We start from the raw sequence: 15,216 nt of genomic DNA on the forward strand, positions 1-15,216 counted from the left end.
CAAGTCATTATCAATTAAGATTTTGAGACTTCTGGTCCCGCACCGCCGTCTCAATCGTGTCCTCCCCCTATCTCCCCGCATCGATCCCGTGCGCCGACACTGCCATCGCGCCCGTCGATGGCTTGTATCGCGACCACCGCTCCTGGCTGTTCGGGTGGCTGCGCCGCAAGCTGGGATGCGAGCACCGCGCCGAGGACTTGGCGCAGGATGTTTTCGTACGGGTGATCCAGGGACGCAAGGCGGTGCGCGTGAACGAAGCCCGCGCCTTGCTGACCACGATCGCCAAGGGGCTGGTGGTGGACCACCAGCGCCATGCCGCGCTGGAGTACGCCTACCTGGCCTATCTGTCCACGGTGCCCGAAGCCTATGCGCCGTCTCCCGAGACACAGGCCGAGCAACTGCAATCGTTGATGCAGCTGGACCGCTTGCTGGATGGCCTGCCCCCCAAGGCGCGATCGGCCTTCCTGCTGTCGCAGCTGGATGGCCTGACCTATCCCGAAATCGCCCAGCGCCTGGGCGTGTCCTTGAGTTCCGTTCAACAGTACATGGTGCGCGCGATGTCCGCGTGCTACGTGGCGTTCTATGAGTGACGCCGCGCGCGGCATGCCGCCGGACCCGGTCGTGCGCCAGGCCATCGCCTGGTGGGCCAAGCTGCAATCCGGCCTGGCCGACGCGCACGACCGGGAATCCTGTCACGCCTGGCTGGAAGCGGACGCCGCGCACCGGCAGGCCTGGGACCGATTGCAGGCCATCGGCCGCGATGCGCGCCGGGTGCCGCCGGCGTTGGCCCATGCCGCCTTGAATGCGCCTCGGTCGCCCGGACGCCGCACCGCCTTGCGCGGCCTGCTGGCGTTCACCGGGCTGGCGGCCACGGGTTGGGCCGGTTACCGGCACACGCCCTGGCAGCGTCTGGCGGCCGACCTGAGCACAAGCGTGGGAGAGCGCCGCACCGTGGCGTTGGCCGAGGGCTTGAACATCACCCTGAACAGTGACAGCGCGGTGCGCCTGCATCTGACCGCACAGGCGCGCGGCATCGACCTGCTTCGCGGCGAGATGCTGGTGCACACCGTAGCGCGCCCGGGTATCGGCGCGTTGCGCGTAGACACCGGCTACGGCGAACTCCACGCGGAACAGGCCCGGTTCGACCTGCGTCGCACCGACGAAGGTTCGCGCCTGGGCGTATACGAAGGCAGCGTCGCCTTGCTGCGCGATGGCGTATGGACGCATGCGTCCGCCGGCGAACGCCTGGCCTTTGCGGACGGCGGCCAGATCGGCCGCCACGCGTCCGACCCGGATCGTCTGGCCTGGGTGGACGGCCTGGTGGTGGCCAAGGACTGGCGCCTGGATGACTTCGCCGAGTACCTGGCGCGCCAGCGCGTGGGCGTGATCCGCGTGGATCCGGCCGTGGCGGACCTGAGGTTGTCCGGCGTCTTCCCGCTGGACGACGCCGAACGCGCGTTAAAGGCGTTGGAGCCTGCGCTGCCCATCACCGTGACGCGGCACACGCAATATTGGCTGCAAGTCGGGCCGCGTCAGATCTGACCGTTACAACTTTTTTGCCCGACGCATTGCAGGTTTTTGATCCCCATACGGAAAGGCACAGATAGACCACCGTACAGGGAGAGTTTTGTGTCTGCTTCAACTCATGCGCGCCTGCGCGCCACGCTGACCACCGGCCGCATGGCCGTGTTGGCCGCTACTTGCGCGGGCGCGCTTGCCGCCGGCATGCCCGCCGCCTGGGCGCAATCCGCACCGGCTGCCGCCGCCAGTGCGTCGCGCACGTATCAAATTCCCGCCGGTCAGTTGGCCGATGCGCTCACGCAGTTCGCGCGCAGCGCCGGCGTGATCCTGTCGTTCGACCCCGCGCTGGTGCGCGGCCAGCGCTCGGACGGGCTGAATGGCGCGTATTCGGTGGGCGCGGGCTTTGCCCGGCTCCTGTCGGGCAGCGGCCTGCAGGCGCGCGCGCAATCGGGCAACACCTGGACGCTGGTGCCGGCGCCGGTGTCGTCGTCGGGCGACACCCACGTGCTGGCGCCGGTGACGGTGTCCGGCATGTCGGACAGCGCCCTGGCGCCCACGGTGGGCTATGTCGCCCGCGCCAGCGTCAGCGCGACCAAGACGGATACGCCGCTGATCGAGACCCCGCAGTCGGTGTCCGTCGTGACGCGCGATCAGATCACGGAGCAGGGCGCGCAGACCTTGAACCAGGTGCTGCGCTACACGGCGGGCGTGGCGACCGAATCGCGCGGTGCGACTGCCACGCGCCTGGACCAGTTCACCGTGCGTGGCTTCTCGGCCTCGACCTACCTGGACGGCCTGCGGGTATTCGGTGGACGCGACGCCTTGCCGCAAGTGGACGCCTATCGCCTGGAGCGCGTGGACGTGCTGAAGGGGCCGGCATCGGTCATGTATGGCCAGGGCGGCCCGGGCGGCGTGGTGAACCAGGTCAGCAAGCGCCCGCTGGAAGAGACGCTGCGCGAAGTGGAAGTGCAGGTCGGCAACTATGACTACCGCCGCGCCAACTTCGATTTCGGCGGCCCTGTGGACGAGGAAGGCAAATACCTCTATCGCTTGGTGGGCTCCGGCTATATGTCTGACGGCCAGGTGAAGGACACCAAGGAACGCCGCTACTTCGTGGCACCGGCCTTCACGTGGAAGCCCAACGGCGATACCTCGTTGACCGTGCTGACAAATTTCCAGCGCGATCCTGACATGGGCTCGTACGGCAGCGTGTCGTCGATGCGCACGCTGCTGTCCGCGCCCGACGGCATCCGCCTGCCGTCGGACTATTACGACGGCGACGCCAACTTCGAAAAGAGCGACCGCAAGAGCTACTCGCTGGGCTACGTGCTGGACCACCGCTTCAACGACACGTTCAAGGCGACGCAAAGCCTGCGCTGGACGCGTTCCGAGGCGAAGTACCGCAGCATCTACGGTGCGTCCAATCCGAACTTCGGCTATCTGGACCCGGACTACCTCTATCAGCAACGCGCCTCGATCGCGACCGACGTGGATGTGGGCGCGTTGACCATCGACAACAACCTGCAGGCGCGCTTCAACACCGGCGCCTTCGGCCACACGGTGCTGCTGGGCTTCGATTACCAGCACGTCAAGACCGACACGCTGTCCGGCTTCGGCAGCGCGCCGCCGCTGTACGTGCTGAACCCGGATAACCACCAGAACATTCCGGTGCCGGCCTTCTCGACCGACGCGACGTCCCGCCAGTATCAGACGGGCCTGTATTTCCAGGACCAGATCAAGATCGACCGCCTCTCCGTGCTGCTGGGCGGACGCTATGACTGGTCGCGCACGGTGGGCGAGACCACCACCATCGCGACCGGCCGGGTCGCGCCGTCCGCGCTGAACGCCGAGGCGTTCACGGGCCGTCTGGGCGTGATCTACAACTTCGACAATGGCGTGGCGCCGTACTTCAGCTATTCGGAGTCGTTCGAGCCGCAATCGGGAACGGGCTGGCAGAACGTGCCCTTCAAGCCGATCGAAGGCAACCAGTACGAGGTGGGCATCAAGTACCAGCCGCCGGGCAGCGCCACGATGCTGTCGTTTGCAGCGTTCGATATCCGCCGCGAGAACATGACGACGACCGATCCGGATCCGACGCACATCTGCGGCACGGCGGGCGGCCGATGCTCGATCCAGGCGGGCGAACTGCGCACGCAGGGGATCGAGCTGGAGGCCAAGACCGAGCCGTTGCGCGGCCTGACGCTGGTGGCGGCGTATTCGTTGATGGACAACGAATACTCCAAGGCCAACCCCAGCCTGACCGGATTGAACCTGAAGGGCAAGACGCCGGTGGGCGTGCCGTCGCAACAGGCGTCCGCATGGGCGCGCTACCAGTTGCAGGACGGTCCGCTTGCAGGCATGGGGGTGGGCGGCGGCGTGCGCTACATCGGGTCTTCTTACGTGAACGACACCAACACCATGAAGGTGCCGTCCGTCACGTTGTTCGACCTCATGCTGGACTATGACCTGGGCCGCGTCTCGCCGACGTTGAAGGGCATGCAGGTGGCGCTGAACGTGCAGAACCTGTTCGACAAGGAATACATCGCCTCGTGCTCGGGGGACTCCTGGTGCTGGTACGGCTATCAACGTTCCATCAAGGCCAGCTTGCGGTATCGCTGGTAAGCGGGGCAAGGGTAGCGGTCCGCAAGGGCCGTTTTCCCTTGCGGTCGAGGCCCAAGGCATCGATCCCCAATTATTTGGCGTCTTCGGTAGTGAGAATGGTTATAATTCAGACCCACCTGACAGGCATAGGCCGCGGGGCTTGCCTGCTTGGGTCATCGGACCAGTCTTCGGACTAAAGGAAAAAACCAAAATGAAATTCGCTAGGACTTTGGCCGCGATTGCCCTGTTGGGCAGCGCGGGCGCCGCGCAGGCGCACTTTGTTTGGCTGGAACGCAGCGCCGAGGGTCCGGCCAAGGCGTACTTTGGTGAATGGGCCGACGATCTGCGTGAAAAGCGCGATGGCTTGCTGGGCAAGGTCCTGGTGGCGCCGGTTGTGACGGGCGCAGATGGCAAGGCGCTGAAAGCGTCGGCCGAAGGCGCCGATTTCGTGGAGTTCGGCGCGACGGGCAAGGGCGACGTCCGCCTGGCGGCACCCATCCAGTTCAAGGAAACGCTGGTCAAGTACAACGCGAAGGCGGGCCGTGCGGACACGCAAGGCAAGCTGGACCTGGAACTGGTGCCGACGGCCGCCGACGCCAACACGTTCGTCCTGCAATTCCAGGGCAAGCCGCTCGCCAAGACCGAAGTTACCGTGTTCGGTCCGCCCAAGTGGGAAAAGCGTTTCCACAGCGACGAGAACGGCCGCATTGAAATCACGACGCCGTGGCCCGGCCAGTATGTGCTGGAAGCCGCGCACGTCGAAGAGAAGGCGGGCGAGGCCGATGGCAAGTCCTACGCCAAGATCCGCTACGTATCCACCCTGACCTTCAACGTGTCCAAGTGAAAGCTCCCGCAGCCGGCGCAGGCATGATGCGCTACCGAATGGCCGTATTTTCCAGGATGGCTGCTGCCATCCTGGGCGGCTATGTCCTTGCCTCGGCGGCTGCGGCGTGCCTGGCCGTCTGGCTGCCCATGGGGCGGGCGGACGCCGTCACCGCGGCGCAGATGTTGTCCTTCGTGTTCTACGCCTGTGGCGTGATCTGGGTATTTGCCACGCGCAACGCCTGGCGCGCCTGGATGGGGATCTTGCTGCCGGCCGCCGTGCTGGGCGGCCTGTTCCTGGCGGGGCGCATGATGGGGGTGGCATGAAGGCAGGCAAAGCCCGCGCGCATGGTGAAGAAGGCCTGCGCCAGTCCATGTCGTGGCTGCACACCTGGGCCGGCCTGATCTTCGGCTGGGTGCTGTTCGCGATGTTCCTGACGGGGTCGCTGGCATTCTTCCGCCCCGAGATCACGCGTTGGATGCAGCCCGAGATCGACGTCAGGCCCGTGCCTGCCGTGCAGGCCGTGGAGATGGGGCAGCGCTACCTGAGCGAACATGCGCCCGATGCCAAGCGCTGGTTCATCACGCCGCCGTCGAACCGCGAGCCGCTGATCCTGATGCTGTATCAGGTGGCCAAGCCCAAGCCGGGCGAACGCGGGTTCGTGCGCGTGAAGCTGGACCCTGCGACGGGGCAGGCCGTGACGGGCCGCGAGACGCGCGGCGGCGAATTCTTCTACCGCTTCCACTTCGAACTGGAAACCGCATTCCCCTGGGGGCGCTGGCTGGCGAGTATTGCCGGCATGTTCATGCTGGTGGCGATCATCAGCGGCATCATCACGCACAAGAAGATATTCACGGATTTCTTTACCTTCCGTCCCAAGAAGGGCGGTCAGCGCGCCTGGATGGATGGGCACAACGTGTTGTCGGTGCTGGGGCTTCCGTTCCACCTGATGATCACATTCAGCGGGCTGGTGCTGTTCATGTTCATGTTGATACCCGCGGGTATCCATGCCGTGTACGAAAACCCCCGCCAGTATTCGGACGACGTCTTCAAATCCTTCAAGGTCACACCGCCGCTGAACCAGCCGGGGATGCTGATCGCGATTGCGCCGCTGGTGGAACAGGCCCAGCAGCATTGGCAAGGCCGCGTCGGCCGCGTCACCGTCAACAACCCGGGCGACGCCGGGGCGACCGTCACGCTGACGCGGGATGCTGCCGATGGCGTGTCGTATGGCCGGCTGGCGCCCTATATGCGCTTTAACGGCGTGACGGGAGAATTCCAGGAAGGCGAGGACGAGCTGAGCGCCACGGTGAAGACTGCCGGCGTCATCACGGGCCTGCATCTGGGACTGTTCGCCGAACCGCTGCTGCGCTGGTTCTATTTCCTCGTGAGCCTGGCGGGCACCGGCATGGTGGGCACGGGTCTCGTTCTGTGGATTGCCAAGCGCCGGCAGAAGGCGCGGCCCGATGACGCCCGCGAAGCCTTTTCCTTGCGCCTGGTGGACGGTCTGAACGCCGGCACCATCGCGGGCGTCGTGTTCGGCGTGGGGGCCTTTTTCCTGGCCAATCGCTTGCTGCCGGCCGACCTGCCTGGTCGCCAGGATTGGGAAGTGCGGGCCTTCTTCTGCGCCTGGGCAGTGTCGCTGGTCTACGCGTTCCTGTTCCAGCGCCGCAAATGGCAGGATCTGCTGGCGGTGGCCGCCGCGTCGCTGGCCTTGGTGCCGGTCGTCAATGCGTTCACCACGTCGCGCCATCTGGGCGTGTCCCTACCGCAAGGCGATTGGGTCATGGCCGGGTTCGACCTGACCTGCCTGGCCAGCGCGTTGCTGTTCGGCTGGATGGCGATGAAGGCTGCACGGGTCCGCAAGGCGCCGGCGAAGGTCCCTGCGAAGGCGGCGGCCACGCCCCGCGCCAGCCAGCCCGCAGCCAAGACGGTTTCCCCTCAAGTCGCAGATCCCGAGGCGCCGCGCGCCTCGAACCCCGTCGTCTATGAACCGCGAGGTGACACGCCATGACGCTTGCCGCTTTCTGCCTGGCCTACGCAGGGTTTTCCGCCCTGTGCCTGGGCATGGACCGCCATTACGAAGACCTGTTCGACCGCGCCATGCCGCGGCGCCACCGGGTGCCGTTACGGGCATTCGGCTGGATCGCGCTGGCACTGTCCTTGTGCGCCTCGGCGGCGGTCTGGGGATGGAGCTACGGCACGGTCGAATGGATCGGCATCCTCAGCATCGCCGGCCTGCTGCTGATCTGGTTCCTGACGTTCCGTCCGCGCGCCGCGCTGACCGCGGGCGGGCTCTGCGCGCTGGCGGCGCCGCTGCTGGCCGTCCTGTAGCCCGGCGAATTCGCGTGGGCGGGGCGGCAGCCCCGGCGGCGGCGTGCGCCGGCACGTTACACTGCTTGTTTCCCCTAGCAAACGCCTCTTCGCCTCTATGAATACCCGCGTCCTTACCGGCATTACCACCACTGGAACCCCCCACCTCGGCAACTACGCGGGCGCGATCCGTCCCGCGGTCCAGGCCAGTACGCAGCCCGGCGTGGACGCATTCTTCTTCCTGGCGGATTACCACGCGCTGATCAAGTGCGACGATCCGGCCCGCGTCGCCCGTTCCCGCCTGGAAATCGCGGCAACCTGGCTGGCCGTGGGGCTGGACCACGAACGCGTGACGTTCTACCGCCAGTCCGATATCCCCGAGATCCCCGAACTCAGCTGGTTGCTGACCTGCGTCACGGCCAAGGGCCTGATGAACCGCGCGCACGCCTACAAGGCGTCGGTGGACCAGAACGTGGCCAAGGGTGTGGAGCCCGACGACGGCGTGACGATGGGGCTGTTCTCGTACCCGGTCCTGATGGCGGCCGACATCCTGATGTTCAACGCGAACAAGGTGCCGGTGGGCCGCGACCAGATCCAGCATCTGGAAATGGCGCGCGATATCGCCCAGCGCTTCAATCACCTGTACGGCCGCGACTACTTCGCGCTGCCTGAAGTGACGATCGAGGAAGACGTGGCGACCTTGCCGGGCCTGGATGGCCGCAAGATGTCCAAGAGCTACAACAACACGATCCCGCTGTTCGAAGGCGGCGCCAGCGCGCTGCGCGCATCGGTGATGCGCATCGTGACCGATTCGCGGGCGCCGGGCGAAGCCAAGGACGCCGAAAGCTCGCACCTGTACACGCTGTACCGCGCGTTTGCGACGCAGGCTGAATCGGCGACGTTCCGCAAGCAGCTGGAAGAGGGGATGGGCTGGGGCGATGCCAAGCAAGCCCTGTACGAACACCTGGAAGCGCTGCTGGCGCCGATGCGCGAGAAGTATTTCGACCTGATCGCCAACCCGGGCCGCATTGAAGACATCCTGCAAGCCGGCGCTGCCCGTGCCCGCAAGCTGGCCGTGCCCATGATGCAGGAACTGCGCGAAGCCGTCGGCTTGCGCAACCTGAACGCGGGCGCCGCAGCCGGCAAGGCGCAGGGCAAGAAGGAAAAGGGCAAGGGCGCGCGCTTCGTCAGCTTCCGCGACGAAGACGGCGGTTTCCGTTTCCGCCTGCTGGCGGCCGATGGCGAAGAGTTGCTGCTCTCGCAGCGCTTTGCTGATCCGAAGGAGGCCGGGGCCTTGATGCGCCGCCTGCAATCGGAACCCGCGGATAGCGTGCTGCAGGCCAGCGCCGAGGGCTACGCGGCGATGATCGACGGCGTGGCGGTGGCCACGGCACCGGCGGGCGCGCAGGCCGAGTCCGACGCGCAATTGGCGCGCGCGCGCGACGCCTTGGCGTCGCTGTCGCAGGAATAATAGGCAAGCCGGCGGCGCGTTGCCCCGTCGGCGATCATGACGTTGTCGTGGGGGTGCGGTAACCGGCGTGCGTCAGGCCAGCCGGGCGCTTGCCACGATGCGGCCGTCGCGCACCTGGAAGCGCTGCGCGCTGCCTTGACCGGCGATTTCCAGCATGTCGCCTTCCGAATAGCCCGTGACGTTCGGGCAGTCCAGCCATTCCGGGTTGATGAACGGAAAGTACTTCAGCGTGCCGCTGCCTTGGCTGGCGAAGTCGAAGGTGGTGTTGGCGACCACTTCAGGATCCCACTGGCTGGCGTCGAAGACCAGCGCGCAGCCCGTGCCGATGCGGTAGACGATGCTGGCGCCCATGCTGGCGAATCCGAGTGCGCCTACATGCAGTTGCGCGCCGTTGCGCAGTTCGATGATGCGGGTGCCCAGACGTTCCAGCGTGATGTGCTTGAAGGTCACTTCCGCGCCGTCGACGATCAGATGCGCGTATTGGCCCAGCGTGACTTCGTTGTAAGCGCCGCTGTGGCTGGCTTCTTTTTCGGTAATGGTTGCCGCTTCATTGGCGGCAAGCGTAATGGTATTGCGCATGACGGATGGCTCTCCGGGGGCTCTCGGGGTAGGGCGCTGTTGTTGTTGTGCTGCGTGCCTGATAGACGGTTCGCGCCGCGGTTCGCCTGATCATGGAATCTGTGTCTGCCGAGTTCCCCTACGCCACCGGCTTTTATTATTTGGACACAATTAGATATTTTCCCTTATTTTTCTGCGTTGAGGATTGAGGGAGCGCAAGGAAACGACCTGTTTAAGGGAAAGTCCTAAGCCAAGAAAAAAGCCCGGCGCAGTGTGCGCCGGGCTTTTTCATGGGCGATCCCGAAAGATCAGCGCTTGAGCTTGGCGAACGCGTCCGCCATGGCGCTGTTCGTCGCACCGCCGCCGCCCGTGTTGCCGCGTCCGCCGTCACCCTGGGGGCGACGGGGGCGGTCGCCGCCCTTGGGCGCATCGCCGCTGCGGCGCGCGGGCGCTGCGGTGTCGTTCAGGCGCATGGTCAGGGCCACGCGCTTGCGCGCCGCGTCCACTTCCAGCACCTTCACGCTGACCGTCTGGCCCACGCGCACCACGTCGCGAGGATCCTTCACGAACTTCTCGGCCAGTGCCGAGATGTGGACGAGGCCATCCTGGTGCACACCGATGTCGACAAACGCGCCGAAGTTGGCCACGTTGGTCACGACGCCTTCCAGCACCATGCCCGGGTACAGGTCGTTCAGCGTTTCAACGCCTTCCTTGAACTGCGCGGTCTTGAATTCCGGACGCGGGTCGCGCCCCGGCTTTTCCAGTTCGGCGAAGATGTCGCGCACGGTCGGCAGGCCGAAGCGCTCGTCGGTGAAGTCCGACGGCGACACGCCCTTCAAGGCGTCGCGCTGACCGATGATCTGCTTCACCTCGGCCTTGATCTTGGCCACGATGCGCTCGACGACGGGATAGGCTTCGGGGTGGACTGACGAGGCGTCCAGCGGATTGTCGCCGTTGGGAATGCGCAGGAAGCCCGCGGCCTGCTCGAACGCCTTGTCGCCAAAGCGCGGCACCTTGCGCAGGAGGTCGCGGGTGGGGAATGCGCCGTTCTCATCGCGCCAGGCCACGATGTTCTTGGCCAGCAGCGAGTTCAGGCCCGATACGCGGGCCAGCAGGGCGGCCGAGGCCGTATTCACGTCCACGCCGACGGCGTTCACGCAATCCTCGACCACGGCGTCCAGCGAACGCGCCAGCTCGCGCTGGTTGACGTCATGCTGGTACTGCCCCACGCCGATCGCCTTGGGATCGATCTTGACCAGTTCGGCCAACGGATCCTGCAGGCGGCGCGCGATGGATACGGCGCCGCGCAGGGTCACGTCCAGATCGGGGAATTCCAGCGCCGCGGTTTCCGAGGCGGAATAGACGGATGCACCGGCCTCGGAGACCACCACGCGGGTGACTTTCAGGTCGGGGAAGCGTTCCATCATGTCGCCCACCAGCTTTTCGCTTTCGCGCGAAGCGGTGCCGTTGCCGATGGCGATCAGGTCCACTTTGTGGCGCGCAACCAGCGCGGCCAGCGTGTTGATCGTGCCCTCGCGGTCGCGGCGCGGTTCGAACGGGTAGACGGTGGTGGTGTCGACGACCTTGCCGGTCTGGTCGATCACGGCGATCTTGCAGCCCGTGCGGATGCCGGGGTCCAGGCCCAGCACGGCCTTGGGGCCGGCAGGCGCTGCCAGCAGCAGGTCCTTCAGGTTGGCGGCGAACACGCGGATGGCTTCGGCTTCGCCGCTTTCGCGCAGGCGGCCGATCAGCTCGCTTTCAAACGCCGTCAGCAGCTTCACGCGCCACGTCCAGCGGCACACTTCGCCCAACCAGCGGGCGCGCGGCGTGGCGTCCAGCGCGAACAGGCCGTTGCCCAGCTTCAGGAAGCTGGCGATGCGCGCCACGCACGGGTGCGGCAGTTGCGCTTCCAGTTCGGCTTCCAGCCCCAGGCGCAGTTCCAGCACGCCTTGCTGGCGTCCGCGCAGCAGGGCCAGGATGCGGTGGGAAGGCAGCGTGCGCAGCGGCTCGTTGAAATCGAACCAGTCGCGGAAGTTCGCGCCTTCGGTTTCCTTGCCCTCGACCATCTTGGAATAGATCAGGCCGGTGGACCACAGGTGCTCGCGCATGTCGGCCAGCAGGTCCGCGTTTTCAGCGTAGCGTTCGGCCAGGATGTCGCGCGCGCCGTCCAGCGCGGCCTTGGCGTCGTTGATGGACGCCTCGGGGTTCAGATACTGCGCGGCCAGCGCGGCGGGATCGCAGGCCGGATCGGCCAGGATGGCGTCCGCCAGCGGCTCCAGGCCCGCTTCGCGGGCGATCTGGGCGCGGGTGCGGCGCTTGGGCTTGTACGGCGCGTACAAGTCTTCCAGGCGCTGCTTGGTATCGGCCGTTGCGATTTCCTGCTGCAGCTCGGGCGTGAGCTTGCCCTGCTGCGAGATGGATTCAAGGATGGAGCCGCGGCGTTCTTCGAGTTCGCGCAGATAACCCAGGCGAACTTCCAGGTTGCGCAGCACGGTATCGTCCAGGCCGCCAGTGGCTTCCTTGCGATAGCGCGAGATGAAGGGCACGGTGGCGCCGTCATCCAGCAGTTCCACCGCCGAAGCGATCTGGGAGGCGCGCGCGCCGAGCTCGGTAGCGAGCTGCGCGACGATGCGGGCGTTGTCGACGCCGGCGGCGACGTTCGTGATAGCGGAAGTTTCAGACATCTCTATACGACGACAAAAAGGAAAAACAAGGGGCGGATTGTGCCATAAGCCACTGTTACAGAACGTGCCAGAGTGGACCGATCCGTCCCTGGGCAAGCCGAAGGCGGGCCTTGCAACGGGTATCATTTAGTCCTTTCCCACATCAGTGTCTGGCGCCCGAACCGTAACCGGTACCGGTTCACCATAGACTCCGACCGACACTAGGCTGCCGTAATGCTGGACCTGGATATTTCCGAATTTTTTGATGAGGACGGGCCTCTGGCCACGGCCATGCCGGGCTACAAGCCACGCCCTTCGCAGGTGGAGCTGTCGCAGGCCATCGGCGACGCCATCCAGGACCGCGCCACGCTCGTGGCCGAGGCGGGCACCGGCATCGGCAAGACCTGGGCCTATCTTGTACCCGCCTTCATCCAGGGCGGCAAGGTGCTGATTTCCACCGGCACCCGCACGCTGCAAGATCAGTTGTTTGCGCGTGACCTGCCGCGCGTGCGCGCCGCGCTCGCCGCGCCGGTGACGGCCGCGCTGCTCAAGGGCCGCGGCAACTATGTCTGCCACTATCACCTGGAACGCCTGCAGGGCGACGAGCGCGCGCTGAAGTCGCGTACCGAGATCCAGCAACTGCGCCAGATCCAGGTCTTCGCGGGCATCACCAAGACGGGCGACCGCAGCGATCTTGCGCAGGTGCCCGAAGACGCCGACATCTGGCAGCGCGTGACCTCCACGCGCGAGAACTGCCTGGGCCAGGAGTGCCCGCGCATCCGCGACTGTTTCGTGGTGAAGGCGCGCCGCCAGGCCCAGGAGGCCGACGTGGTGGTGGTCAACCACGCGCTGTTCATGGCCGACCTGGTGCTGCGCGAAGAGGGCGTGACCGACCTGCTGCCCGAAGCCGACACCGTCATCTTCGACGAAGCGCATCAGCTGCCCGACACCGCCACGCGGTTCCTGGGCAGCAGCGTGTCCACGCACCAGCTGATGGATTTCGGCCGCGCGCTGGAAGTGGCCGGCCTGGCGTATGCGCGAGAGGCCGCCAAATGGAGCGACGTCAGCCGCCACCTTGAAACCGCGGCGCGCGAGCTGCGGCTGACCTGTGCGCCGCTGGACCGAATGCCGGGCCGCAAGGCCACGTTCGACGCGATCCCCAACCCCGAGGAATTCGACGAGGCGCTGGCCGCCTTGCGCGAGGCCGTCGACACGGCCACCAAGGCCTTGGGCGTCGTGGCTGAAAAGCATCCCGACCTGATGGCCGCTGCACGCAGCGGCGCCGAAATTTCGGTGCGGCTCAAGCGCTGGGCCACGCCGGGGCGCGCTGATGCCGGCTTTGCCGACGAAGGCTGGGGCCGCGACGACCAGTCACCCGAACCCGCCGCCGCCGACCTGGGCGATGGTCCGTCCACGCCCGCCGCCATTCTGGAAGGCGTGGCCGCGGCCACCGAGCAATGGACGGGCCCTGCCGTGCGCTGGGTCGAGCACGGCCAGCATCACGTGCGCCTGCATTCGGCCCCGCTGTCGGTGGCGCAGGCGTTCTCCAAATACCGCAAGCCGGGCCAGGCCTGGATCATGACCTCGGCCACGCTGTCGGTGAACGGCGAGTTCACGCACTTCACCAGCCAGCTGGGTCTGTCGAGCGCCCGTACGGGCAAGTGGGAATCGCCGTTCAACTATCCCGAACAGGCGCTGCTCTTCGTGCCGCGCGGTATGCCCGAACCGCAATCGCCGCAGTTCCTGGACCGTTTCGTCGAAACGCTGATGCCCTTGCTCGAGGCCAGCCCCGGCGGCACGCTGGTGCTGTGCACGACGCTGCGCGCGGTCGATAAGGTCGCAACTTTGCTGGCCGACGCCTTTGACGACGCGGGGCACGACTGGCCGTTGCTGAAACAGGGCGAGGGCACGCGCCGCGATTTGCTGGACCGCTTCTGCAAGCTCAAGCATCCGGTGCTGGTGGGCAGCGCGAGCTTCTGGGAAGGCATCGACCTGCCCGGCGATGTGCTGACCCTGGTTGCCATCGACAAGCTGCCGTTCGCGCCGCCCGACGACCCCGTCATCGAAGCGCGCTTGCGGGCCTGTCGGGCCCAGGGCGGCAATCCCTTCTCGGAGTACCAGTTGCCCGAAGCCGCGATCTCGCTCAAGCAGGGCGCGGGCCGCCTGATCCGTACGGAGTCCGACTGGGGCGTGCTGATGGTGGGCGACGCCCGCTTGGTCGAAAAGCCCTACGGCAAGCGCCTGTGGCGCGGCCTGCCGCCTTTCGCGCGGACGCGCGAACTGGAAGAGGTGCTGGCGTTCTACCGCCGCAAACAGGAAGGCGAAGGCGGCGACGCCTAGCGCCAGGCGCGCGCGCCGGCCCTGCCGCTTGCGGCAGCCAAAAAGAAAGCCCCTCTTTCGAGGGGCTTCGCTTTTCCCATGCGGGGAGAATCCGCAGATCAATCAGTCAAACGGGTTCCACCAGCTGCGATCGGCCTTCAGGCCCTTGGTCTTGAAATCGCTGTTGGGGAAGTTCTTGTCGTAGACGCGTTGGGCGTCGTTCTTCAGTTCCGTCATGCCCAGCTTGTCGTAGGACTCGACCATCAGGTAGAGCGCCTCTTCGGTGGCGGGGGCGCCTTCGAAGTCGGTGATGACGGTTTGCGCGCGGTTGGCGGCCGCCACGTAGGCGCCGCGCTCGTAGTAGTAGCGGGCGACGTGGACTTCGTTCATGGCGATGGTGTTGACCAGCCATGCGACGCGCTTTTCGGCATCCACCGTGTACTTGCTGTCCGGGTAGCGCTTGATGAGTTCATTGAACGCGTCGTAGGACGCGCGCAGGCCCTTGGGATCGCGCTCGGCGGGATCCTGGCCGGTGATGTTGCTCATGAAGGCGCTGGCAGGCGTGAAGTTGATCAGGCCCTTCAGGTACAGCGCGTAGTCGGTGCCGGGATGGTTGGGATACAGCTGCTGGAAGCGGTCGATGGCGGCCAGGGCCTGTTCGTTCTCGCCGTCCTTCCAGTTGACGTAGGCCAGCTCAAGCAGCGCTTGCTGGGCGTAGACGCCGAAGGGGTAGCGGCTTTCGATGGCGGTCAGACGTTCGCGTGCTTCCTTCCAGCCTCCGGAGGACATTTCGGCCTTGGCGTCGGCGTAGAGCTGTTCGGCGCTCCAGTTGGTGGTCTTGTCGTACTTGCTGTTTGTCGAGCCGCAACCGGCGATGACAATGACGGCCAATAGCGCGATAACCACGCGCAAAACCGGCCCGCTTCGGGATGCGGGGTTCGAGGGAG

12 protein-coding genes are annotated in these 15,216 nt (G+C 66.1%); 9 read left to right on the top strand and 3 right to left on the bottom strand.

From position 1 onward, the window contains the following. Positions 1-56 precede the first annotated feature (56 nt). From AC27VE_RS19795 to AC27VE_RS19830, 8 genes are all read left to right on the top strand, one after another. Positions 57-590, top strand: a complete 534-nt coding sequence (locus AC27VE_RS19795; protein ID WP_488704755.1) for a sigma-70 family RNA polymerase sigma factor — start codon at positions 57-59, stop codon at positions 588-590. Next, positions 583-1,542 carry a FecR domain-containing protein gene (locus AC27VE_RS19800; protein ID WP_427957292.1) on the top strand — a complete coding sequence of 320 codons (960 nt, stop codon included), beginning with the start codon at positions 583-585 and terminating at the stop codon, positions 1,540-1,542. The genes AC27VE_RS19795 and AC27VE_RS19800 overlap by 8 nt, the downstream gene beginning before the upstream one ends. A 138-nt stretch (positions 1,543-1,680) precedes the next feature. Further along, positions 1,681-4,143, top strand: coding sequence for a TonB-dependent siderophore receptor (locus AC27VE_RS19805; RefSeq protein WP_488704768.1), 2,463 nt, complete (start codon positions 1,681-1,683; stop codon positions 4,141-4,143). Positions 4,144-4,333: 190 nt separating this feature from the next. After that, positions 4,334-4,966 (top strand): DUF4198 domain-containing protein, encoded by a 633-nt coding sequence (locus AC27VE_RS19810; RefSeq protein WP_035212797.1) that lies wholly within the window; start codon positions 4,334-4,336, stop codon positions 4,964-4,966. A gap of 23 nt (positions 4,967-4,989) precedes the next feature. Continuing rightward, positions 4,990-5,271: a DUF3649 domain-containing protein gene (locus AC27VE_RS19815; RefSeq protein ID WP_488704756.1), complete on the top strand. Its 282-nt coding sequence runs from the start codon at positions 4,990-4,992 to the stop codon at positions 5,269-5,271. Beyond that, entirely contained in the window at positions 5,268-6,959 is a 1,692-nt protein-coding gene (locus AC27VE_RS19820) for a PepSY-associated TM helix domain-containing protein (protein ID WP_488704757.1), read from the top strand. The genes AC27VE_RS19815 and AC27VE_RS19820 overlap by 4 nt, the downstream gene beginning before the upstream one ends. Further along, positions 6,956-7,279, top strand: coding sequence for a DUF3325 domain-containing protein (locus AC27VE_RS19825; protein ID WP_006223929.1), 324 nt, complete (start codon positions 6,956-6,958; stop codon positions 7,277-7,279). Before AC27VE_RS19820 ends, AC27VE_RS19825 begins: the two co-directional genes overlap by 4 nt. Positions 7,280-7,376: 97 nt before the next feature. Next, on the top strand, positions 7,377-8,729 hold the full coding sequence (locus AC27VE_RS19830; protein WP_488704758.1) for a tryptophan--tRNA ligase: 1,353 nt from the start codon (positions 7,377-7,379) through the stop codon (positions 8,727-8,729). A 72-nt stretch (positions 8,730-8,801) separates the two neighbouring features. Here AC27VE_RS19830 and AC27VE_RS19835 read toward each other — a convergent pair whose 3' ends face one another. Then, complete coding sequence (locus AC27VE_RS19835; protein WP_427957937.1) at positions 8,802-9,308, bottom strand: hypothetical protein; 507 nt, start codon at positions 9,306-9,308, stop codon at positions 8,802-8,804. A 287-nt stretch (positions 9,309-9,595) separates the two neighbouring features. Continuing rightward, on the bottom strand, positions 9,596-11,971 hold the full coding sequence (gene tex / locus AC27VE_RS19840; protein ID WP_488704759.1) for an RNA-binding transcriptional accessory protein Tex: 2,376 nt from the start codon (positions 11,969-11,971) through the stop codon (positions 9,596-9,598). Between the two features lie 213 nt (positions 11,972-12,184). On the opposite strand from tex, the gene yoaA reads away from it, so the two are divergent. Continuing rightward, positions 12,185-14,290 carry a DNA repair helicase YoaA gene (yoaA, locus tag AC27VE_RS19845; RefSeq protein ID WP_427957940.1) on the top strand — a complete coding sequence of 702 codons (2,106 nt, stop codon included), beginning with the start codon at positions 12,185-12,187 and terminating at the stop codon, positions 14,288-14,290. Positions 14,291-14,392: 102 nt separating this feature from the next. Here yoaA and AC27VE_RS19850 read toward each other — a convergent pair whose 3' ends face one another. Then, positions 14,393-15,181 carry an outer membrane protein assembly factor BamD gene (locus tag AC27VE_RS19850; protein WP_006223934.1) on the bottom strand — a complete coding sequence of 263 codons (789 nt, stop codon included), beginning with the start codon at positions 15,179-15,181 and terminating at the stop codon, positions 14,393-14,395. Between the last annotated feature and the right edge of the window lie 35 nt (positions 15,182-15,216).

The sequence above is a fragment of the Achromobacter sp. 18P8.1.1 genome (genome assembly GCF_057799415.1).